Source organism: Pseudomonas sp. FeN3W (assembly GCA_030263805.2).
In the GTDB taxonomy this organism is placed as follows: Bacteria; Pseudomonadota; Gammaproteobacteria; order Pseudomonadales; family Pseudomonadaceae; genus Stutzerimonas; species Stutzerimonas stutzeri_G.
Genome location: CP136010.1, coordinates 3,872,280 through 3,893,759, shown reverse-complemented (window position 1 = coordinate 3,893,759; position 21,480 = coordinate 3,872,280). Strand labels below are relative to the sequence as shown.

Genomic DNA, 21,480 nt, shown 5'->3' with positions numbered 1-21,480 from the left:
CCGCCAGCACTCTTGCAGGCTGTCGCCAGCCGCAGCGGGACTCCCTATAATGCGGCCCCTATGGCCAAACAGAAGAAACAGTCCCCCGGGACCATCGCGCTGAACAAGAAAGCGCTACACGACTACTTCATCGAACAGAAATTCGAGGCGGGCCTCGTCCTGGCCGGCTGGGAAGTGAAGAGCATGCGCGCCGGCAAGGCGCAGCTGGTCGACAGCTACGTCCTGCTCAAAGATGGCGAAGCCTGGCTGATGGGTGCACACATCACGCCGCTGACCAGCGCCAGCACCCACGTCATTGCCGACCCGACCCGCACCCGCAAGCTGCTGCTGAACAAGCGCGAGCTGGGCAAGCTGTTCGGCGCCGTACAGCAGAAAGGCTACGCCTGCGTAGCGCTGTCGCTGTACTGGAAGAAGCACATGATCAAGTGCGAGATCGCCCTCGGCAAAGGCAAAAAGGAGTACGACAAGCGCCACACCGAGAAGGAGCGTGACTCCGACCGGGAGATCCAGCGCGCGATGCGCACCAAAGGCAAGGACGACTGAGCCACGCCCGCCGCGCGGCATGATCAGCCCAAGCGGCAATACTGAGCCGGCAGGCAATGCCGGCTCCGTTCTCATCCTTCTTTCTGCAATCGCTCACCCTGCCTGCGCTGCGCGCGCGCCAGACGCTGAGCTTCCTGCTGACCTTCAGCCAGCACTTCCTGCACGTAATTGATATGCCGGTGAATCACCTCACGTGCTTCCACTGCCTGCCTGGCCATGATCGCCTCGTACAGCTCGCGGTGCTGACTCATCAGCATGTCCCGCGTTTCATCGCGCAGGGCGTACATGCCGCCGATGTTGGTCACCACGTTGCGCTTGAGCAGGTCGAACAGGCCACGAATGGTGTGCAGCAGCACCGCGTTGTGACTGGCTTCGGCAATCGCGAGATGAAACTGGGCATCGGCCGCCCCCTCTTCGGCACGCGTGACCTTGCCGTCGCGGGTATAGCACTCCTGCAAGGTGGCGAAGGCTTCGGTTAGCCGCTTCCGATCCACCTCGGTCGCTCGCAGCGCCGCGTAGTACGCACAGCTACCTTCGAGCGTGTGACGAAACTCCAGTAAATCGCGCTGCGCATCGCTGTTGTTTTCCAGCAGATGCAATAGCGGGTCGCTGAAGGTGGAGCCCAGCGAGTCGGCGACGAACGTACCACCGCCATGTCGGCTGACCAGCAGCCCCTTGGCCGCGAGCTTTTGAATCGCTTCGCGCAGCGAAGGCCGCGAGACCCCAAAGCTTTCAGCCAGGGCACGCTCCGCTGGGAGGCGCTCACCGGCCTTGAGCGTACCCTCAAGAATCATCGTTTCCAGCTGCGCGACGATATCGTCCGCAAGCCGCCGCTGCCGCACCATCCCCACATCCATAGCCATCCCCGAATGGTCTTACCAATCTGAAAATGCTAGCCATGACCGCGCATCCGCACAAGGCCGGCTGTTGCGACCAAAGTCTATAGCTAGCCAATTGACGACCCTATACACAGCTCTTACGCTGGCCATTCCCTTTTGTGAATTGGTATTACCACTTTACAGATCGGTCTAACAATAAGAGGACTCAGCATGAGATCTGTGCACAACAACAACTTCACGGTCCGCTCAGGGCCCCATCTGAACCGAATTGCAGGGGACGCCTGACATGTCCAACGGACTGCTCGCACTATTCGCCTTCACACCCATTCTGCTCGCAGCAATCATGCTGATCGGCTTGCGCTGGCCGGCCAGCCGCGCCATGCCGCTGGTCTTCCTGTTTACCGCAGCCATCGGCCTGTTCGTCTGGGACATGAGCGTCAACCGGATCATCGCCTCGACGCTGCAAGGCCTGGTGATCACCCTCGGCCTGTTGTGGATCATCTTCGGCGCGATCCTGCTGCTGAACACCCTGAAACATTCCGGCGGCATCACTGCCATTCGCGCCGGTTTCACCACCATCAGCCCTGACCGCCGCATCCAGGCCATCATCATCGCCTGGCTGTTCGGCTGCTTCATCGAAGGCGCCTCCGGCTTCGGCACCCCGGCTGCCATCGCCGCCCCGCTGCTGGTCGCGGTTGGCTTCCCGGCGATGGCCGCGGTCCTGCTCGGCATGCTGGTACAAAGCACGCCGGTGTCTTTCGGTGCGGTCGGTACGCCGATCGTCGTGGGCATCAATAGTGGTCTGGATACCGCCACCATCGGTGCGCAGCTGGCAGCCCAGGGTTCCAGCTGGCAAGCCTTCCTGCAGCAGATCACCAGCAGTGTGGCGATCACCCACGCCATCGTCGGCACCGTGATGCCACTGGTCATGGTGCTGATGCTGACGCGCTTCTTCGGCAAGGAGAAAAGCTGGAAGGCCGGCTTCGAAGTGCTGCCGTTCGCGATCTTCGCTGGTCTGGCGTTCACCCTGCCCTACGCCGCCACCGGTATCTTCCTCGGCCCGGAATTCCCGTCGCTACTCGGCGGCCTGGTAGGTCTGGCAATCGTCACCACCGCTGCTCGCTTCAACTTCCTGACACCGAAGCGCACCTGGGATTTCGCCGACGCCAAAGAGTGGCCGGCCGAATGGCTGGGCACTATCGAAATGAAGCTGGACGATATCGCGGCGCGCCCGATGAGCGCCTTCCGCGCCTGGCTGCCCTATGTGCTGGTCGGTGCGATCCTGGTCATCAGCCGTGTATTCCCGCAGGTCACTGCCGCGCTGAAATCGGTATCCATCGCCTTTGCCAACATCCTCGGCGAGACCGGCATCAATGCCGGCATCGAGCCGCTGTACCTACCGGGCGGCATCCTGGTCATGGTGGTGCTGATCACCTTCTTCCTGCACGGCATGCGCGTTTCCGAGCTGAAGGCTGCGGTAAAGGAATCCAGCGGCGTGCTGCTCAGCGCCGGCTTCGTCCTGCTGTTCACCGTGCCGATGGTGCGTATCCTGATCAACTCCGGCGTCAACGGCGCCGAGCTGGCCAGCATGCCGATCGTCATGGCGCGCTACGTCGCCGATAGCGTCGGCAGCATCTACCCTCTGCTGGCGCCAGCCGTCGGTGCGCTGGGCGCGTTCCTCGCTGGCTCCAACACCGTCAGCAACATGATGTTCAGCCAGTTCCAGTTTGGCGTTGCGCAGTCGCTCGGAATTTCCGGGGCGATGGTGGTTGCCACCCAGGCCGTCGGTGCTGCGGCGGGCAACATGGTTGCGATCCACAACGTGGTCGCCGCATCCGCTACCGTCGGCCTGCTCGGCCGCGAAGGCTCCACGCTGCGCAAGACCGTATGGCCTACGCTGTATTACGTGCTGTTCACGGGAGCGATCGGCCTGATCGCCATCTATGTCCTAGGCGTGACCGACCCGCTGGTCGGGGTGTAAGTAACAGACCGTGCCCCCGCTGGGGGCACGGTTGCATTCCAGAAACCGCACCTGGCAGGCCCACTGAAAAACGTAGGCGAGGCGGGCAAGACGACGCAGAAGCAGCCTGACGCTGCTTTTAACGACGGATTGCCAACGCAGATAGTTTTTCAAAAGCCTGTATGCGGATAACCGGGCTAACCCGGAGACCAAGCCGATGAGTGAACTCTTCTACAACGCTGCGCCGAACGCCACTCGCGTCGCGCCGCCGCTGCCCAAGCCACGCGAGTATCCGGCCAAGCCGAGCCAGGTCTACCTGTTCGGTACCTGCGTGGTGGATCTGTTCTATCCCGAGGCTGGCCTGGATGCCATCCGTCTGCTCGAACGCGAAGGATTGTCCGTGCACTATCCGCAGGGCCAGACCTGCTGCGGCCAGCCGGCCTACACCAGCGGCTACACCGACGAGGCACGCAAGGTCGCCCGTGCGCAGCTGGAGCTGTTCGCCAATGACTGGCCGGTAGTCGTCCCTTCCGGTTCCTGCGCCGGCATGCTGCGCCATCACTATCTGGACCTATTCAAGGACGAGCCAGCCACGCTGAAGAAGGTCCAGGCGCTGGCCGAGCGCACCTTCGAGCTGGCCGAGTTCCTGCTCAACGTCTGCAAGGTCGAATTCAAGGACGCCGGCACGCCGACCAAGGTTGCCCTGCATACCTCCTGCTCGGCCCGCCGCGAGATGAACACTCACCTGCACGGCCGTGCCCTGCTCGCCCAGCTGGGCCAGGTCGAACGCGTCGAGCATGATCATGAAAGCGAATGCTGCGGCTTCGGCGGCACCTTCAGCGTACGCATGCCCGATATCTCCGGCGCCATGGTGCTGGACAAGACCCGTGCACTGAAGGAATCCGGCGCGCATCAGCTCATCAGTGCCGATTGCGGTTGCCTGATGAACATCAATGGTTCGCTGGAGAAACAGCGTGAAGCCCTGCGCGGTCAGCATCTGGCGACCTTCCTCTGGCAACGCACCGGAGGTGCCCGATGAACGCCGAACAGCGTATTCCCGCGATACAGATCGAGAACGCCGGCGATCCGGATTTCCGTGCCCGCGCCCGCAAGTCCCTGAAGGACGACCAGCTGCGGCGCAACTTCCGCACCGCCATGGACTCGCTGATGACCAAGCGCGCCGTGGCCTTCAGCGATGCCGACGAACGCGAGCGGCTGCGCGAGATGGGCAACCGCATCCGCGCCCGCGCACTGTCCAAGCTGCCCGAACTGCTCGAGCGGCTGGAAACCAACCTGACCCGCAATGGTGTGAAAGTGCACTGGGCGGAGACGGTTGAAGAGGCGAACAACATCGTCCTCGAGATCGCCCGCGCCCACGAGGCGAAGCAGGTGATCAAGGGTAAATCGATGGTCAGCGAAGAAATGGAGATGAACCATTTCCTCGAAGGCCATGGCATCGAATGCCTGGAATCGGACATGGGCGAGTACATCGTCCAGCTCGACCACGAAAAGCCTTCCCATATCATCATGCCGGCAATCCACAAGAACGCCGGCCAGGTCGCGTCCCTGTTCCACGAGAAACTCGGCGTGGAGTACACCAAGGACGTCGACCAACTCATTCAGATTGGCCGCCGCACCCTGCGCCAGAAGTTCTTCGAGGCCGATATCGGTGTCTCCGGCGTGAACTTCGCGGTGGCTGAGACCGGCACCCTGCTGCTGGTCGAAAACGAGGGCAACGGGCGCATGTCCACCGGCGTGCCACCGGTACACATCGCCGTCACCGGCATCGAGAAGGTGGTGGAGAACCTGCGCGACGTGGTGCCGCTGCTCTCGCTGCTGACCCGCTCGGCGCTGGGCCAGCCGATCACCACCTACGTCAACATGATCTCCAGTCCGCGCAAGGCCGATGAGCTCGACGGCCCGCAGGAAGTGCACCTGATTCTGCTGGACAACGGTCGCAGCCAGGCCTTCGCCGACAGCGAGCTGCGCCAGACCCTCAACTGCATCCGCTGCGGCGCCTGCATGAACCATTGTCCGGTGTACACCCGCGTCGGCGGCCATACCTACGGTGAGGTCTATCCGGGCCCGATCGGCAAGATCATCACGCCGCACATGGTTGGCCTGGACAAGGTGCCGGATCATCCCAGCGCCTCCTCGCTGTGCGGCGCCTGCGGTGAAGTCTGCCCGGTGAAGATCCCGATTCCGTCCATCCTGCGGCGCCTGCGCGAGGAAAACGTCAAGGCGCCGAACGATACGCACAAGGTCATGCGCGGCCAGGGCAGCAAATACTCGAAGCAGGAACGACTGATGTGGGCCGGCTGGCGCCTGCTCAACACCAGCCCGACGCTGTACCGCATATTCGGCTTCTTCGCCACACGCCTGCGCGGCCTGACGCCATCGAACATCGGCCCCTGGACGCAGAACCACAGCGCACCGAAACCTGCCGCCCGCTCGCTGCACGAGCTGGCCCGCGAGCACCTGGAGGGCAAGCGATGAGCGCCAAGGCCAATATCCTCGCCAAGCTGAAGAAGAGCCTGGAAGGCACCACGCCTATCGTCGATGACTACGACGTATCGCTGGTCGCCCAGCCCTGGAGCTACACGCCCGAGCAGCGTATCGCCCGGCTGCGTCAGCTGATGGAAGCGGTGCACACCGAGATTCACCTGACCACGGACGCCGCTTGGCCCGCCTTGCTCGAACAGCTGCTGCACGACCGCCAGCTGCCGAGCCTGCTGATTGCCCCGACCACGCCGTACGGCGCACGCTTCACCGCGCATTGCGCCGGCCGTGAAGGCCTGCCGACGCTGAAGGCCTACGACCGCCCGGTCGAGGACTGGAAGGACGAGCTGTTCAACGACACCCCGGCGAGCCTCACCGGCACCCTCGGCGCCATCGCCTCCACCGGCAGCCTGATCATGTGGCCGACCCGCGAGGAACCGCGCCTGATGAGCCTGGTGCCGCCGGTGCATTTCGCCATCCTCAAGGCCAGCGAAATCCACGACAACTTCTACGAGATCCAGCAGAAGTTCCAGTGGGCCGCCGGCATGCCGACCAATGCCCTGCTGGTCTCCGGCCCGTCGAAAACCGCCGACATCGAACAGGTGCTGGCTTATGGCGCCCATGGCCCGAAGGATCTGATCCTGCTGATCCTGGAGGACGCATGAACGCGGCCGCACAGCTCGAACGCGCGCCCTTGCAGGCGGCGTTCCTCCGCGAAGTCGAACGCCTGATCCCCGCTGAACGCCGCTTCGACGACCCACTCTCCACCCTCGCCTTCGGCACCGACGCCAGCTTCTACCGGCTTATTCCCAAGCTAGTGGTGCGCGTGGAATCCGAAGCCGAGGTGATCGCGCTGCTCAAGCTGGCCCATGCGGAAAGCGTCCCGGTGACCTTCCGCGCCGCCGGCACCAGCCTGTCCGGCCAGGCGATTTCCGACTCGGTGCTGATCGTGCTCGGCGACAACTGGAACGGCCGCGAGATTCGCAACGGCGGCGAGCAGATCCGCCTGCAACCCGGCGTCATCGGTGCAAATGCCAACGCCGTTCTCGCGCCATTTCAACGCAAGATCGGCCCTGATCCGGCCTCGATCAACGCAGCGAAGATCGGCGGCATCGTCGCCAACAATTCCAGCGGCATGTGCTGCGGCACCGCACAGAACACTTACAAGACGCTCGTCGGCCTGCGTATCGTGCTGGCCGATGGCACCGTGGTCGACAGCGAAGACGCAGCCAGCGTCGCCGCCTTCCGCCAAAACCACTCAGCGCTGCTCGAACAGCTGGCCGAGCTGGGCCGCGAAACCCGGGCCAACACCGAACTGGCAGCGAAGATCCGCCACAAGTACCGGCTGAAGAACACCACCGGCTTTTCGCTCAACGCACTGGTCGACTTCGACGAGCCGCTGGACATCCTCAATCACCTGATGGTCGGTTCCGAAGGTACGCTGGGCTTTATCAGCGCGGTGACCTACGACACCGTGCCGGACCATCCGCACAAAGCCAGCGCGCTGGTGGTGTTCCCCGACGTGGAAACCTGCTGCCTGGCCGTGCCGGTGCTCAAGCAGCAACCGGTATCGGCGGTCGAGTTGCTCGACCGCCGCAGCCTGCGCTCGGTCGAGCACAAGGCTGGCATGCCCGAATGGGTGAAGGAGCTGTCGCCGACGGCCTGCGCACTCTTGATCGAATCCCGCGCCGCCAGCCAGTCGCTGCTACACGAGCAAATCAACCTGATCATGACCTCCATTGCGCATTTTCCGGTGGAGAAGCAGGTCGACTTCAGCGAAGACCCGGTGGTCTACAACCAGCTGTGGAAGATCCGCAAGGACACCTTCCCGGCGGTCGGCGCCGTGCGCCAGACCGGCACCACGGTGATCATCGAGGATGTGACTTTCCCCGTCGAGCGTCTGGCCGAGGGCGTCAACCGGCTGATCGAATTGCTCGACAACCACCGCTACGACGAGGCGATCCTCTTCGGCCACGCCCTGGAAGGCAACCTGCACTTCGTCTTCACTCAGGGCTTCGATGATCCGGCGCAGGTCGCCCGTTACGAAGCCTTCATGGGCGAAGTGGCGCAGCTGGTTGCCGTCGAGTTCGGCGGCGCGCTCAAGGCCGAGCACGGCACCGGGCGCAACATGGCGCCCTTCGTCGAGCTGGAATGGGGCAGCGAGGCCTACGCGCTGATGTGGAAGATCAAGCGCCTGCTCGACCCCACCGGCATCCTCAATCCGGACGTGGTGCTCTCCGACGACCCGGACATCCACCTTAAGCATCTCAAGCCGATGCCCGCCGCCGACGAGATCGTCGACAAGTGCATCGAGTGCGGCTTCTGCGAGCCGGTCTGCCCATCCAACGGGTTGACCCTGACGCCGCGCCAGCGCATCGTCATCTGGCGCGATATCCAGGCGCGCAAGCGCGCCGGTGTCGACACCACGGAAATCGAGCGGCTCTACCACTACCACGGCGTCGAGACCTGCGCCGCGACCGGCCTCTGCGCCCAGCGCTGCCCGGTCGGCATCAACACCGGCGACCTGGTGCGCAAGCTGCGCGGACGCGAAGCGAGCAAAACCGGAACCGCCAATTGGCTGGCCGATCATTTCTCCACCGCCGTGCAGGGCACCCGGTTCATGCTGCATGCCGCCAATGGCGCGCACATCATTCTCGGTAGCAAGCGCCTGGCCAAGCTGTCTGCGACCATGACCAACGCCAGCAAGGGCCGCGTGCCGCAGTGGACCCCTGCCACACCGCAGCCGCTGCAACGCCTGCATCTGCCCAAACCAGCCGTGCAGGACGAGCGTCCGCGCGTGGTCTATCTGGCCGCCTGCGTTTCCCGTGCAATGGGCCCGGCGGCACGCGATCAGGAACAGGAGCCGCTGCTCGACAAGACCCGCAGCCTGCTGGAAAAGGCCGGCTACCAGGTGATCTTCCCCGAACAGTTGAACGACCTTTGCTGTGGCCAGCCGTTCGCCTCCAAGGGCTATGCCGAACAGGGCGAGCGCAAGCGCCAGGAAATGCTCGACGCCCTGCTCAAGGCCAGTCGCGGCGGGCTCGACCCGATCTACTGCGACACCAGCCCCTGCACCCTGCGCCTGGTCCAGGGCCTGACCGATCAACGCCTCGACATGTACGACCCGGTGCGCTTCATCCGCACGCATCTGCTCGACAAGCTGGAATTCGTCCCGCAGGACAAGCCGATCGCCGTGCATGTCACGTGCAGCACCCAGCATCTGGGCGAGGCGCAGGCGCTGATCGATATCGCGCGCCGCTGCGCAAACGAGGTGGTCATTCCGGAAGGCATCCACTGCTGCGGCTTCGCTGGCGACAAGGGCTTCACCACGCCGAAACTGAACGAGCACGCACTGCGCAGCCTGAAGAACGCCGTGCAGATCTGCGAGGAAGGCATCTCCACCAGCCGCACCTGCGAGATCGGCCTGTCACGTCATGGCGAGATCGACTATCACGGCCTGGTCTATCTGGTTGACCGTGTAACGCGTCGTAAAACTGCCAGCCAACCGCTCTAGCACCAGCGTTACGGCCCGCTCAGCGGAGCGGGGCCGTTTCGTTTGTGTCGCTTCGATGAACGCTCTTGCGCAATCGCAGTCGGATTTTTAGAGCCCCTGACGGGTTCGATTCGACTCGGCGCCGCCGTTTCAGCAGTTCTCAGGCAGGCCCGGGAAGTCCACAAGACTGGAGGACCCACAATGAAAGTTCATGCACTGCTCGCGTCCGCGGTACTGCTCGCCAGCCCCGCTGTCTTCGCCCAAGACGACCTGTGTCAGCTCAACCTGCAGGAAATCGACGACAACATGGCCACCAACACCGCTACGCTGGGCGAGCCGGCCAAGAGCCAAGTCGACGAGTACGTCAAACAGGCCCGCCAAGCCCAGCAATCGGGCGACACCGAAGCCTGCATCGCGCACTCCACCAAGGCACTGCAAGAGCTGAAGGGCCCAGGCAGTACCGGTAGCGGCGGCACAGCTGGCTCTGGCTCTGGCGGCGGAAACTAAGCCCGACCGGCGGGGTTGTGCGAGCGATCCTGTCGCAGCCGAGCTGTACATTTTGTAACCAGCATGGCTACAAACTGATCGACAGCGCAGAGAGATCGCCGTACACTCGCGCCCAGCACCACAAGCGTCACCAGGGGCCGATTAGGATTCGACGCCGGTAACAAAACTTGAGGGGCATGCCGAGTTGGTAACAGAACTCGTAAATAAACTGTTGCAAACCTATAGTTGCCAACGACGACAACTACGAAGGGTACGCGCTAGCCGCCTAACCTTCATCTGGTAGCTTCGGCTCCAGCGGTCACTAGGGGATGCCTGTAAACCCGAAATGACTGTCAGACAGAACAGGATCGCCGCCAAGTTCGCTGTAGACGTAACGGCTAAAACTCATACAGCTCGCTCCAAGCACCCTGCCAATCGGGCGGCGCGGAGTTAACTCAGTAGATCTGGCTAAGCATGTAGAACCGATAGCGGAGAGCTGGCGGACGGGGGTTCAAATCCCCCCGGCTCCACCAAATGCACAAAAAAGGGCGTCCACGGACGTCCTTTTTTATGCCTGAAATTCGCTAACTACGGGGATTCCAGCTGCCACAGGTACAGACGTAGCCTCCGATCCGGACCGGATGGCATGAGCCATAGCGCGGCGCAAGCCGCAACGGGTACCTGCGGCGATGCTGTCGAAGTCAGTCTGCGCAAGGTAGATCACCGCCCGATCGAAACGGCCCAGCCAGTCTTGGGGGCACCGACTCTGCAGTTCTCGATAATCGGAACTCCTAACCTCTGGTGCTTGCCACATACTTGTCCGAACCGTTGGCCTTTACGGTCCATACAGTCCGCCGCCTCCCCCGTACGCGTGATCGGCGGAAGGCAGCAAGAAAAGCGGTGAAAGGGCATGAAAAGACGACACCTGCTTAAGGCCGGACTATTTCAGTTGTTGTTCGCCAAGCTATCTCTGGCACGGGCGCAGGCCGTGCGCCACGTCGAGCGGGACGGCTGGATTCTGCGCCTGGATGACGATTGATGAAGGTCAGCGTTGGACAACTCGCGCAAGCTCCTCCGTTCGACTACTGCGTCGTCGGCAGCGGCCCAGCCGGCATCACCCTGAGCCTGGCGTTGGAAGACGCCGGCAAACGCGTCCTGCTGCTCGAAGGCGGTGGTGAGTCGCCCTCCGAAGCGTCCCAGGAGCTCTACCGTGGTGAGACGCTGGGGCATGCCTATCGTCCCCTGCATGGCTGCCGGATACGTGCCTTCGGCGGATCGTCGAACGGCTGGGGCGGCTGGTGTCGGGCGCTGGATGCGGTGGATTTCGAGGCCAGGCCGGGCCTGACCGACGGCTGGCCGATCAGCCACGGCGATCTCGCACCTTATGCCACTCGTGCGGACGAACTGTTAGGGTTGGGCGCCGCCGGAGAGGAACCCCCGTTGCCCGGCGCATCGCTCAAGCAAAGCCGCTTTCGCTATTCCACGGTGAACTTCGGCCAGAAGTTCCGGAAGCGCCTGTTCGCCTCGACGCACGTCGCAGTGGCGCTGGACACCAGCCTGGTGGCGATCCTGACCGAAAATGCGAAAGTCACTGGCCTGCTGGTGGATAGCGGCGGGGAGCGTAAGACCCTGAGCGCACGACGCTACGTTCTCGCCACAGGCGGCATCGAGAATAGCCGCCTGCTACTGTGGAGCAACCAGTTGGCGCAGGGCAGACTGATCGGCAATACGGCGACGCTAGGCCGCTACTGGATGGAGCATCCACATTTCACCCTCGGTGAAATCCTGCTCAAGCAAGTGGCCGGGCTGCACTTCGACGAATACGATGTCAGCTTCGTATCGCCGTCGGCGGAACTGATGGTGCGCGAGCGCCTGCTCAATTGCGCTCTGCGGATCATCCGTGATGGCGAAACGCAGACCCTCGACAGCATTCGCCGGCTGGCCCGGGTAGCGCCTCGGCTAGCCCGCGCCACGCTGCGTGACTACCGCCAGGGGAACAGCTATGGGGCGCTACTGCGAGCCAGTTGGGAACAGCGGCCGCGCGCGGAAAACCGCGTCGCTCTGGGCCCACAAAAAGACCGCTTGGGCATCCCCCGGGTGGCACTGCACTGGACCCTCGACGACGAAGACAGGCGCAGCGCTCGGGAGTGCGCCCATCACCTGGGCCGCCTTATCGCCGACCTCGACCTTGGCCGTCTACGCCTGGACGACTGGTTGTCCGGAGGTGCGCCGTTTCCCACCGACGACGAGCTCGGCGGCTGTCACCATATGGGCGGTACACGCATGGCCTTAACGCCGGAACACGGCATCGTCGACCGCGACTGCAAGGTGTTCGGCCAACGTAATCTCTATATCGCCGGCTCCTCGGTATTCCCCAGCGGCGGCTTCTCCAACCCGACCTACACCATCGTGCAACTGGCGCTACGCCTGGCGGAGCACCTGACAAGACTGGAGGACACCTGAACACTTGGCTAGCGACGCATCAGGGTGCGATAAGCCGCACTCCTGAGTGAACGTATCGTCCGTATCGGCCCTTGCCGCTGCGTCGACGTAGCTTTCGCCAGGTCGGAGCTCGCCCCCAGTGGGCGCTCAGAAGGGCAACTGATGTTCATCCTCGTACAAGAAAAGTAAAAGGCCTCCATCGGCATCCACGGTGAACAATCGAAAGGATCTTCTGAACGGTATTCCCACCTCACTGTGGCTCCGGGCGAATACGTCATCACCGACACGCAGTGCCGGATGACCGCGGGTGCATCCTCGCGGGGCAGCGGCCCTCGACTAGCCATGCAATGCGCTAAGCGCCCAGTTAGGGCAGTGCCCGCCAATGCTCTATGCTGGTTCAATCGATCAGCGCCGTATCAAGGAGCCCACATGCCCAGCCTCGAATACCTGATTACCTGTCTGATCGTCGTGCTGATACCCGGCGCGGGGGTGATCTATACGGTTTCGACGGCGCTGGTGCACGGCCGTCGCGCCGCTATTCTGGCCGCGACAGCCTGTACGCTCGGGATTCTGCCGCATCTGCTGGCGACCATTCTCGGTGTCGCGGCGATCCTGCATTCCAGTGCATTGGTCTTCGAGACTCTGCGCTATGCCGGTGCCGCCTACCTGCTCTATCTCGCCTACGCGACCTGGCGTGACCGCTCCGCGCTGGCGGTGGGTGGCGATAGAGAACCGTTCAGGGTCCGCTCGCTGGTTGCCAAGGCGCTGCTGGTCAACCTGCTGAATCCGAAACTGACCATTTTCTTCCTTGCCTTCCTGCCGCAATTCATCCGGCCGGGCGCGGGCGATGAGCTTGGACAGCTGCTCGGCCTCAGCGCGACATTCATGCTGATGACATTCGCCATCTTTTCTGCCTATGGCCTGCTGGCGCACGCCTTTCGCAAGGCAGTCATCGAGTCGCAGCGGGTTCAGGCCTGGCTATGCCGGGGCTTCGCGGCATCATTTGCCGGTCTCGGTGCGAATCTGGCCTTGGCCGACAGATGACCCCCAAAGGCCTTTGACGCGACCGAGAGGAGCCGGCCGCGGCTCTCGATGAGGCGCAACGCAAGCAGGCCGTGCTCAACCTTGCCGTCAGTCACGCGGGGCGGTTTCAGTCACCCATAGATCGCCGGCTCCCGATAATGCCGGGCGCAGGCCTCGCCGTTCTCGCGGAACAGGTGGCACTTGTCGGCCTTCAGGCCGGCGGCGAAGGTCTCGCCCTCGGTGACGCGCAGGTTGCCGTCGACGCAGAGGGTGATCACATCCTGCAGACGTTCAAGGGTGAGGTGCAGCAGGTTGTACTGGCCCAGGCGCTCGGCCACGGTGATCTGGCCATGGAAGGTGAAGTCGGCCTCTTCCGGCATGACGAAGTGTTCGGGGCGGATACCGAGGGTGAGCGGGTCGCCAGGGCTCACCGCGCTGCCGTCCACCGGCAGGGTCAGCGGGAAGCCGCTGGGCAGTTCGATGGTGACGGCCTCGGGGCTTGCGGAGATGGCCCTCACGTCGACGAAGTTCATCTGCGGCGAGCCGAGGAAGCCGGCGACGAAGCGGTTCTGCGGGTAGTGATAAAGGTGCAGCGGCTGACCGACCTGGGCAATCTCGCCGGCGTTGAGCACCACGATCTTGTCGGCCAGGGTCATGGCTTCGACCTGATCGTGGGTCACGTAGATCATGGTGGAGCGGATGCGCTGGTGCAGGCGGGCGATCTCGATGCGCATCTGCACGCGGAGGAAGGCATCGAGGTTCGACAGGGGTTCATCGAACAGGAACACCTTCGGTTCGCGGACCATGGTGCGGCCGATGGCGACACGCTGGCGCTGACCGCCGGAGAGGTCCTTGGGCTTGCGTTCGAGCAGCTTGTCCAGCTGCAGGATCGCCGCGGCCGCCTCGACGCGGCGCGCAATCTCGCGCTTGTCGACGCTGGCGAGCTTGAGGCCGAAGGCCATGTTCTCCGCCACCGTCATGTGCGGGTAGAGCGCGTAGGACTGGAACACCATGCCCACCGAACGATCCTTCGGCGGCAGGTCGTTGACGCGCTGGTCGCCGATCAGCAGATCGCCCGAAGTGATGTCCTCCAACCCGGCGATCAATCGCAGCAGCGTGGACTTGCCGCAGCCGGACGGGCCGACGAAGACGACGAACTCACCGTCTTCGATATCCAGGTCGATATGCCGGGTGATCGGCGTACCGTCATAACTCTTGCAGATGTCGCGCAGCGTGACACTGGCCATCGTTGTTGTTCTCCGTTGCTGCGATGCACTCGTTTCGATGGCAGCGGCGGGTCATGCCCACCGCTGCCGACGCTCCCTCAACCCGCGAGCCGCACATAGCCGAAGCCGTGCGCCGGCAGCCGCGCCCAATGACCGTCGTATTCGGCGAAACTCGCCGGCACGTCCACCAGCGGCACCGCCTGCACCGGCAGCTCGTAGCTGCGCGGCAGGTCGCCAAGGTTGAACAGGCACAGCCAGACTTGCTCGCCGAGGCGCCGCTCGAACACCAGCAGGGCGTCGTCATGGTAGACCATGCGGATGTCGCCCTCGATCAACAGACGCTGCTCGCGCCGCCAGCCGAGGAAGCGCCGGTAGCAGTTGAGCATCGAATGCGGGTCGGCTTCCTGCGCGGCCACCGACAGCGAACGGTGCGAGTCGTCCACCGGCAACCACGGCTGGCTACCGGTAAAGCCGGCATGATGCGCCTCGCTCTGCCAAGGCATCGGCGTGCGGCAGCCGTCGCGGCCCTTGAATTCCGGCCAGAAGGTGATGCCGTACGGATCGACCAGATCCTCATAGCGCAGTTCCGCCTCGGGCAGGCCCAGCTCCTCGCCCTGATAGAGGCAGACGCTGCCGCGCAGGGACAGCAGCAGCGCCATCAGCAGGCGGCCGCGCTCCGGATCGGGACGGCCGTCGAGCGCCCAGCGGGTCATCACCCGTACCACATCGTGGTTGCCCATGGACCAGCACGACCAGCCATCGGCCAGTTCACGCTCGATGCCCTCCACCGTGCGGCGGATGTAGGCCGGGCTGCACTGTTCGGTGAGCAGGTCGAAGGAGTACGCCATGTGCAGGGTGTCGCCGCCGCTGGTGTAGGCGGCCATGGTGCGCAGGGATTCGTCGCAGCCGATCTCGGCCACCGAAGAGGCACCGGGATAGCGCTGCAGCAGAGCGCGCAGACGGCGGAGGAATTCCAGATTCTCCGGTCGCGTCTTGTCATAGATGTGCCGCTGGTAGGCGTAGGGGTTGTCGATGCGTACGCCGATGCTGCCCTCGCGGATCTCGCTGTTCGGCGGGTTGTCGCGCAGTTCGGCGTCGTGGAAGTAGAAGTTGGCGGCATCCAGGCGGAAGCCATCCACGCCGAGCTCGAGCCAGAACTCCATGTCGTCGAGCACCTGATCCTGCACGGCCGGGCAGTGGAAGTTCAGGTCCGGCTGGCTGGCGAGGAAGTTGTGCAGGTAATACTGCCGGCGCCGACTGTCCCAGCTCCAGGCCGGGCCGCCGAATACCGAAAGCCAGTTGTTCGGCACGCTGCCGTCCGGCTTGGGATCGGCCCAGACGTACCAGTCAGCCTTGTCGTTATCGCGGCTGGAGCGGCTCTCGACGAACCAGGGATGTTGGTCCGAGGAATGGTTGAGCACCTGGTCAATCAGCACGCGCATGCCGCGCTCGTGGCAGGCCTCGACCAGTCGGACGAAGTCATCCAGGGTGCCGAACAGCGGATCGACACCGCGGTAGTCGGCCACGTCGTAGCCGAAATCCTTCATCGGCGAGGTGAAGAAGGGCGACAGCCAGATGGCATCGACGTTGAGGCTGGCGATGTAGTCCAGCTTGTGCAGCACACCGGGCAGATCGCCCACGCCATCGCCGTTGCTGTCGAAAAAACTGCGCGGATAGACCTGATAGATCACCCCGCCGCGCCACCAATTCTGAAGTTGCTCGGACATACCACTTACCTTGAGTGAGCGTGAAGACGGGGCCACTCTAGGTGCGGCAAGCGGTCGCAACATCCTCCGGCGGCGGGCTCTTGCAGGCGTAAAGGCCGGGCGTAGACGGCCCGCTGGCCGAGGGCGTAGACAGCGAACCGGTCAGCGCATCCGCGCGGGGTTGCCGACCACCGTGGCGCCGGCCGGCACGTCGCGGGTCACCACACTGCCGGCGCCGACCAGCGCATCTTCACCGACCGTCACACCCGGAAGGATGATCGCCCCACCGCCGATCCAGGCGTTGCGACCGATATGGATCGGCCGGCCGAACTCGACGCCCGAGCGGCGTGCCTGCGGATCACGCGGATGGTCGGCCGTGTACAGCTGTACCGCCGGGCCGATCTGCGCACCGGCACCAATATGCACCTCGACCACATCGAGAATCACGCAGTTGAAGTTGAGAAAGGCGCCTTCGCCCAGGTGGATGTTGTAGCCGTAGTCGCAGTGGAACGGCGGACGGATCACCGCGCCGGCACCGACCGCGGCCAGCCGTTCGGCCAGCAGCGCCCGACGCTCGTCCGGCGCGGCCGCCAGCGCTGCGTTGTAGCGCACCATCCAGGCCTTGGCCGCGGCCTGATCGGCGAGGATCTCCGGGTCGCCGGGGTGGTACAGCTCGCCGGCCAGCATCTTCTGTTTCTCGCTCATCGCCATGGCAACGCTTCCTTCACTGAAAAGCCCGAGGGTGCCACAGCCGGACGCTGCCCTCCTCCTCCCCCGCCCGGCGGCCAGCAGTCGAGGCGATGGATGGTTCCGCCCGATACCGTCGCATCCGCCGACGGGCTCGACTAGGGTTGATGCACTGTCCCCTCGCCTTCGGAGCACCGCCTGTGAAACTGATCGGTCGCTATATGTCGCCTTTCGTCCGCCGCGTCGGCGTCAGCCTGCATCTGTTGGACATAGCGTTCACCAACGAACCACTCAGCGTCCTGACGGATAGTCTGAAGATTCGTGAATACTCGCCGCTGGGTCGAGTGCCCGCGTTGGTGCTGGATGACGGTCAGGTGCTGATCGACAGCAACGCCATCCTCGATTATTTCGATCAGCAGGCTGGTACCGAGCGCGCCCTGCTGCCGCTGTCCGGCCCCGAGCGCAGCGAGGCGATGAACCTGCTGGCCTTTGCCGTCGGTGCCTGCGAGAAAACCGTGGCGGCGTACTACGAACGCGATCGGCGGCCGGAAGGGCTGGTCTGGGACGACTGGTACCGCCATTGCGAGGATCAGGCGCGTGGTGCGCTGGCATTGCTGGATGCACGCCAGGCCGAGCGCGGCGAACGACCCTTGCTGGGCGAGCGCATGAGTCAGGTGGATATCAGCGCGGTGGTCGCCTATGACTTCGCCCGTCTCACCCTGCCCGACACGCTGGCGCCGGACGGCGCCTTCCCGCATCTGGCCTCAGCGTCGCAGCGCGCCAACGCCCTGCCCGCCTTCGCTCAGACGCAGTGGAAGGGCTGAGCGTCAGTCCCCCTGAATCTTGCTCAGCAGGTCGCGCGCCAGCTGCACCGCTTCGCTGCGGTGGGCGATGTTGAGCTTCTGGTAGAGGCTGCGAATGTGCGTCTTGATGGTGGTGGGCGCGACGTTGAGGTGATCGGCGATCTGCTCGTTGGACTGCCCGGCGTGGATCAGGCTCAGCACCTGCCATTCGCGCCGGGTCAGCGGTGAGCGGCGGATCAGTTCGGGCACGTCGGGGCGGTTGATGATGTCCTGGATCACCGCCTCGTCGAGGGTGATGCGGATGGCGCGGCTGAAGTCGCGCTGCTGCTGCGCCAGCTGTATCAGCCGCGTGGCGCGCTGGGCTTCCGCTTCGTCGAGGGTGCGTTCGTGCAGCAGGCACTTGAGCATGCCGATGATCGGCTTGCCGACCCGCAGAAAGCTGCCGACGGCGCCGCTGCCGCTGGCCAGGGTCATGGCCCGTTGCAGGTGATCCAGCGCCTGCTGGCGCTCTTCACGCAGCCAGTGCAGCTGCGCCAGGAGGATGTGGTTGCGGTTGCGATCCATCACCAGGCCGTGGCGCTCGGCGTCGGTCAGCAGCTGGCGCAGGATCGGCAACGCACTGTCCAGCTGCCCCAGCGCCACGTGGGCACGGGCATGATTGCGCGCGTTGAGCTGGGAGAAGTGGTTGGCACCGGCGCTGACCGGCGGCGCGCTGATCAGCCATTGGCGAATCGCCTCACGATCCTGGCTGGAATCCCAGTAGGCGAGCATCACCGCATGGGCATTGGCCAGCCAGTCGATGTGGTAGCGATCATCGGCAAGCATCGTCTGCATCTGGCTGATGTAGTCGGCGCAGGCGTTCTGCTGGCCACGGGCGTAGGCGACGCCGGCCAGCAGTGCGTGGCTCTGCAGACGCCAACGCTGGTTGCCGAGTTCGTCGAGAATCTGGATACCCTGCAGCGCACACTGCTCGGCAGCATCCAGCTGATGCCATTCCAGCAGCACCTGGCCGCGCACCCGATAGATGAACTCGACGATCGGCGTGGCCTGCAGGTTCTGCTGCTCGATGTACTGGATGGCCCGTTCCTGCAGGGTGTAGGCCTTCTGCAGATGGCCCTGGGCGATGGCGATCTCCGACAGCTGGCCGAGGCTCCAGACCACCAGATGCGACGCGTTGATCTCCCGCGCGCGGCGTTCGGCTTCCTCGTACTGCTTCTGCGCCTGCGGCAGTGCACCCTGGACGAAATGCACCTCGGCAAGGCCGGACATCGCCGCCACGCGCGAGGTGCGCATGATCAGCGGCTCGCAGGTCAGCGCCTCCTGGGCCAGGGCGATGGCGCGCTGCTCGTCGCCCTGATTCATCGCCACCTGCGCGCGCACCGCGTTGAACTCGCAGACGATGCGCGCCCAGTCCTGATCCGAGCAGCTGCGCTGCAGGGCCAGTTCGGCGGCCTTGAACCAGCGCTCGACGTGATCGAACTGGTAGGAATTCTGCGACACCCAGGCCTGCAGGAGCGTGAGCAGCGGCGAGCCGGCGATCACCGGCTCCGGCAGGGTTTCCAGGCACTGCTGCAGCAACCCGAGACGACCCTGACGATAGAAGGCACGCCCGTGGCGCTGCAGGATGTCCGCGACCTGCTGCGGGTCGCCGGCCTGCACCGCATGCCGCGCGGCTTCCTCGGGCATGCCCTCGGCCAGCAACGCCTCGGCGGCGCGCAGATGCAGCTGGTTGACCCGCTGCGGCTGGTGGGTGCGCAGCTCGCCCTGCAGGAACACGGCGAACAACGGGTGATAGCTGTACCAGCGGCGCAGGCTGTCCAGCGGCTGGATGAACAGGCCGCCGCGTTCGAGCCGTTCGAGCATCTCGCGGCCGTGGCAGGCTTCGGTCAGGCGGTCGGCCAGCGCCGCATCGAAGCGGTCGAGCAGGCAGGTCGCCTCGAGAAAGCCGCGCAGGTCTTGCGGCAGGCCGTCGATCACCTGTTCGCGCATGTAGTCGCGGATATCCGGGTGGCCGAGCAGCAGGTTTTCCAGGAACAGGTCCATGCCACGGCTGGTCTGCACTTCCTGCAGCGCCAGCTGTAGTGCGCAGGGCCAGCCACCGATGCGGCGGTTGAGCCGCTCGACCTGCTCGCGGTTGATGTTCACCGGCACGCCCAGCTCCAGCAGGGCCTGCACCTCATCGTCTTCAAAGGCCAGCTGGCGGGCATCGAGCAGCAGCAGCTGATGCTTGACCCGCAGCTCGGCCACACCCAGCTCCGGCAGCCGGCGGCTGCACACCAGCAAGGTCATCCAGCTGGGCATATGCCGCAGGAAGAAGCGCAGCCCGGCGATCAGCTCACGCTCGTGCAGCACTTCGAATTCGTCGAGCACGATCAGGATCGCCTCGTGCTCGCCCGGCAGTTCGGCCAGCAGTTGAGTGAACAGCGCATCCAGCGAGACCTGGCCCTGTTCGGCGAGCGCAGCGGACAGCGGGCAGCCGGCATCGAGCTGGCGGTCCAGCGCCTGGGTCAGGTAGCGACCGAACTGCAGCGCCAGGTTGTCGCTGGCATGCAGCTGCAGCCAGGCGACGCGGCCATCGAAGGCCCGCGCCCATTGCGCTGCCAGGGTGGTCTTGCCAAAGCCGCTGGCCGCATGCAGCACGGCCAGGCGTACCTGCGGCAGGCGCACCTGCCACTCGTCCAGTCGCGGACGTTCGAGCAGGCCCGGCGGCAGCATGGGGATCGCCAGCTTGGTGGGAATCAATGGCAGCAGAGGTGGCATCGCGGCATTCATGGACGGTTCCCTGTTCTTGTTCTTGTTCTTGTTCTTGTCATGGCCTGGCGCACCGGTTCGCATCGCTCCCGCGCCCCGGTTTCGCGCCTCGTTTCAACTCAGTTGGTCAGCCTTTCACCCCGCCCGCGGTCAGGCCACCGACGATCCACTTCTGGCAGTAGAGGAACACCGCGGTGATGGGCAGCCCGGAGAGCACCGCCGCCGCGGCGAAGTCGCCCCACAGGTAGTTCTGCGGATAGAGGTACTGCTGGGCGCCGACCGAGAGGGTCAGTTTGTCGACATCCATCAGCAGCACCGAGGCGATGGGGTATTCGGTGACGCTGGTGATGAAGGCGAGAATGAACACCACCGCCAGGATCGGCACGCTCATCGGCAGCAGAATATGGAAGAACGCCTGCCAGGTGGTCGCGCCGTCGACGATGGCGGCCTCCTCCAGCGAGGCATCGATGCTCTCGAAGTAACCCTTGATGGTCCAGATATGCAGCGCCATGCCGCCCAGCGAGGCGACGATCACCGCGCCGTGGCTGTTCACCCCGAGCCAGCTGACGTGCTGGCCGAGCTGGTCGAACAGCGCGTAGATGGCCACCAGCGAGAGCACCGGCGGGAACATCTGGAAGATCAGCATGCTTTTCAGGATCGGCGCCTTGCCGCCGAAGCGCATGCGCGCGAAGGCGTAGGCGCTGGTGGTCGACAAAAGCAGGATCAGCACCGAGCTGACCAGGGCGATCTTCACCGAATTCCACAGCCACAGCAGCACCGGGAACGGCGGGTTGGTCACGCTACCGTCCTCGTGGGTGTAAGGAATGCCGAGGGCCAGCGACCAGTGTTCCAGGGTCGGGTTGTCCGGGAACAGGCTGCCGGTGGCGAAGTTGCCTTCACGGAAGGAAATCGAGATCACCATCAGCAGCGGAAAGAGGATCACCGCCACGAACGCCAGCAGCGCCGCGTGGGTTGCCCACAGCCGGTAACGGGCGGATCTGGGTTGCACCATGGCCATGTGG

17 protein-coding genes and 1 other RNA gene are annotated in these 21,480 nt (G+C 64.3%); 12 read left to right on the top strand and 6 right to left on the bottom strand.

The features are described from left to right. Positions 1 to 60: 60 nt before the first annotated feature. Entirely contained in the window at positions 61 to 543 is a 483-nt protein-coding gene (smpB, locus tag P5704_018350; GenBank protein WOF77976.1) for an SsrA-binding protein SmpB, read from the top strand. 71 nt (positions 544 to 614) lie between these two features. On the opposite strand, the gene P5704_018345 is transcribed toward smpB, so the two are convergent. Then, positions 615 to 1,400: a GntR family transcriptional regulator gene (locus tag P5704_018345; protein WOF81276.1), complete on the bottom strand. Its 786-nt coding sequence runs from the start codon at positions 1,398 to 1,400 to the stop codon at positions 615 to 617. 268 nt (positions 1,401 to 1,668) lie between these two features. Here P5704_018345 and P5704_018340 point away from each other — a divergent pair, with 268 nt between their 5' ends. From P5704_018340 to P5704_018295, 10 genes are all read left to right on the top strand, one after another. Continuing rightward, positions 1,669 to 3,363 carry an L-lactate permease gene (locus tag P5704_018340; GenBank protein ID WOF77975.1) on the top strand — a complete coding sequence of 565 codons (1,695 nt, stop codon included), beginning with the start codon at positions 1,669 to 1,671 and terminating at the stop codon, positions 3,361 to 3,363. A gap of 196 nt (positions 3,364 to 3,559) precedes the next feature. Continuing rightward, a complete protein-coding gene (locus tag P5704_018335) occupies positions 3,560 to 4,381 on the top strand; it encodes a (Fe-S)-binding protein (GenBank protein ID WOF77974.1) in 822 nt (273 codons plus the stop codon). Beyond that, complete coding sequence (locus tag P5704_018330; protein WOF77973.1) at positions 4,378 to 5,838, top strand: LutB/LldF family L-lactate oxidation iron-sulfur protein; 1,461 nt, start codon at positions 4,378 to 4,380, stop codon at positions 5,836 to 5,838. Before P5704_018335 ends, P5704_018330 begins: the two co-directional genes overlap by 4 nt. Next, complete coding sequence (locus P5704_018325; GenBank protein WOF77972.1) at positions 5,835 to 6,506, top strand: lactate utilization protein; 672 nt, start codon at positions 5,835 to 5,837, stop codon at positions 6,504 to 6,506. Before P5704_018330 ends, P5704_018325 begins: the two co-directional genes overlap by 4 nt. Next, positions 6,503 to 9,355 carry an FAD-binding and (Fe-S)-binding domain-containing protein gene (locus tag P5704_018320; GenBank protein WOF77971.1) on the top strand — a complete coding sequence of 951 codons (2,853 nt, stop codon included), beginning with the start codon at positions 6,503 to 6,505 and terminating at the stop codon, positions 9,353 to 9,355. The genes P5704_018325 and P5704_018320 overlap by 4 nt, the downstream gene beginning before the upstream one ends. A gap of 180 nt (positions 9,356 to 9,535) precedes the next feature. Continuing rightward, positions 9,536 to 9,841, top strand: coding sequence for a hypothetical protein (locus P5704_018315; protein WOF77970.1), 306 nt, complete (start codon positions 9,536 to 9,538; stop codon positions 9,839 to 9,841). A gap of 133 nt (positions 9,842 to 9,974) precedes the next feature. Beyond that, positions 9,975 to 10,353: a transfer-messenger RNA gene (gene ssrA, locus P5704_018310) on the top strand. A gap of 377 nt (positions 10,354 to 10,730) precedes the next feature. Next, complete coding sequence (locus P5704_018305) at positions 10,731 to 10,859, top strand: hypothetical protein (GenBank protein WOF77969.1); 129 nt, start codon at positions 10,731 to 10,733, stop codon at positions 10,857 to 10,859. After that, positions 10,859 to 12,283, top strand: coding sequence for a GMC family oxidoreductase (locus P5704_018300; protein ID WOF77968.1), 1,425 nt, complete (start codon positions 10,859 to 10,861; stop codon positions 12,281 to 12,283). Before P5704_018305 ends, P5704_018300 begins: the two co-directional genes overlap by 1 nt. Positions 12,284 to 12,691: 408 nt before the next feature. Beyond that, positions 12,692 to 13,306: a LysE family translocator gene (locus P5704_018295; protein ID WOF77967.1), complete on the top strand. Its 615-nt coding sequence runs from the start codon at positions 12,692 to 12,694 to the stop codon at positions 13,304 to 13,306. Between the two features lie 110 nt (positions 13,307 to 13,416). On the opposite strand, the gene malK is transcribed toward P5704_018295, so the two are convergent. From malK to P5704_018280, 3 genes are all read right to left on the bottom strand, one after another. Further along, positions 13,417 to 14,532: a maltose/maltodextrin ABC transporter ATP-binding protein MalK gene (gene malK, locus P5704_018290; protein ID WOF77966.1), complete on the bottom strand. Its 1,116-nt coding sequence runs from the start codon at positions 14,530 to 14,532 to the stop codon at positions 13,417 to 13,419. 77 nt (positions 14,533 to 14,609) lie between these two features. Next, positions 14,610 to 16,238 carry an alpha glucosidase gene (locus P5704_018285; protein ID WOF77965.1) on the bottom strand — a complete coding sequence of 543 codons (1,629 nt, stop codon included), beginning with the start codon at positions 16,236 to 16,238 and terminating at the stop codon, positions 14,610 to 14,612. Between the two features lie 141 nt (positions 16,239 to 16,379). Further along, the gene (locus P5704_018280) at positions 16,380 to 16,928 is read right to left on the bottom strand and encodes a sugar O-acetyltransferase (GenBank protein ID WOF77964.1); all 549 of its coding nucleotides are present in this window, start codon (positions 16,926 to 16,928) and stop codon (positions 16,380 to 16,382) included. Between the two features lie 176 nt (positions 16,929 to 17,104). Between P5704_018280 and P5704_018275 the strand changes: the two genes are divergently transcribed. Beyond that, positions 17,105 to 17,728: a glutathione S-transferase family protein gene (locus P5704_018275; protein ID WOF77963.1), complete on the top strand. Its 624-nt coding sequence runs from the start codon at positions 17,105 to 17,107 to the stop codon at positions 17,726 to 17,728. A gap of 3 nt (positions 17,729 to 17,731) precedes the next feature. Here P5704_018275 and malT read toward each other — a convergent pair whose 3' ends face one another. Next, positions 17,732 to 20,479, bottom strand: coding sequence for an HTH-type transcriptional regulator MalT (malT, locus tag P5704_018270; GenBank protein WOF77962.1), 2,748 nt, complete (start codon positions 20,477 to 20,479; stop codon positions 17,732 to 17,734). 106 nt (positions 20,480 to 20,585) lie between these two features. Then, the gene (gene malG / locus P5704_018265) at positions 20,586 to 21,476 is read right to left on the bottom strand and encodes a maltose ABC transporter permease MalG (GenBank protein ID WOF77961.1); all 891 of its coding nucleotides are present in this window, start codon (positions 21,474 to 21,476) and stop codon (positions 20,586 to 20,588) included. Positions 21,477 to 21,480: the final 4 nt, after the last annotated feature.

Bases quoted from the DNA above. Each gene is read 5' to 3' on its own strand.
- P5704_018300 (WOF77968.1), top strand. From the start codon at position 10,859: ATGAAGGTCAGCGTTGGACAACTCGCGCAAGCTCCTCCGTTCGACTAC.
- P5704_018345 (WOF81276.1), bottom strand. From the start codon at position 1,400: ATGGATGTGGGGATGGTGCGGCAGCGGCGGCTTGCGGACGATATCGTC.
- malG (WOF77961.1), bottom strand. From the start codon at position 21,476: ATGGCCATGGTGCAACCCAGATCCGCCCGTTACCGGCTGTGGGCAACC.
- P5704_018320 (WOF77971.1), top strand. From the start codon at position 6,503: ATGAACGCGGCCGCACAGCTCGAACGCGCGCCCTTGCAGGCGGCGTTC.
- P5704_018280 (WOF77964.1), bottom strand. From the start codon at position 16,928: ATGGCGATGAGCGAGAAACAGAAGATGCTGGCCGGCGAGCTGTACCAC.
- P5704_018305 (WOF77969.1), top strand. From the start codon at position 10,731: ATGAAAAGACGACACCTGCTTAAGGCCGGACTATTTCAGTTGTTGTTC.
- P5704_018335 (WOF77974.1), top strand. From the start codon at position 3,560: ATGAGTGAACTCTTCTACAACGCTGCGCCGAACGCCACTCGCGTCGCG.
- P5704_018315 (WOF77970.1), top strand. From the start codon at position 9,536: ATGAAAGTTCATGCACTGCTCGCGTCCGCGGTACTGCTCGCCAGCCCC.
- P5704_018325 (WOF77972.1), top strand. From the start codon at position 5,835: ATGAGCGCCAAGGCCAATATCCTCGCCAAGCTGAAGAAGAGCCTGGAA.
- P5704_018295 (WOF77967.1), top strand. From the start codon at position 12,692: ATGCCCAGCCTCGAATACCTGATTACCTGTCTGATCGTCGTGCTGATA.
- malK (WOF77966.1), bottom strand. From the start codon at position 14,532: ATGGCCAGTGTCACGCTGCGCGACATCTGCAAGAGTTATGACGGTACG.
- P5704_018285 (WOF77965.1), bottom strand. From the start codon at position 16,238: ATGTCCGAGCAACTTCAGAATTGGTGGCGCGGCGGGGTGATCTATCAG.
- P5704_018330 (WOF77973.1), top strand. From the start codon at position 4,378: ATGAACGCCGAACAGCGTATTCCCGCGATACAGATCGAGAACGCCGGC.
- P5704_018340 (WOF77975.1), top strand. From the start codon at position 1,669: ATGTCCAACGGACTGCTCGCACTATTCGCCTTCACACCCATTCTGCTC.
- smpB (WOF77976.1), top strand. From the start codon at position 61: ATGGCCAAACAGAAGAAACAGTCCCCCGGGACCATCGCGCTGAACAAG.
- malT (WOF77962.1), bottom strand. From the start codon at position 20,479: ATGAATGCCGCGATGCCACCTCTGCTGCCATTGATTCCCACCAAGCTG.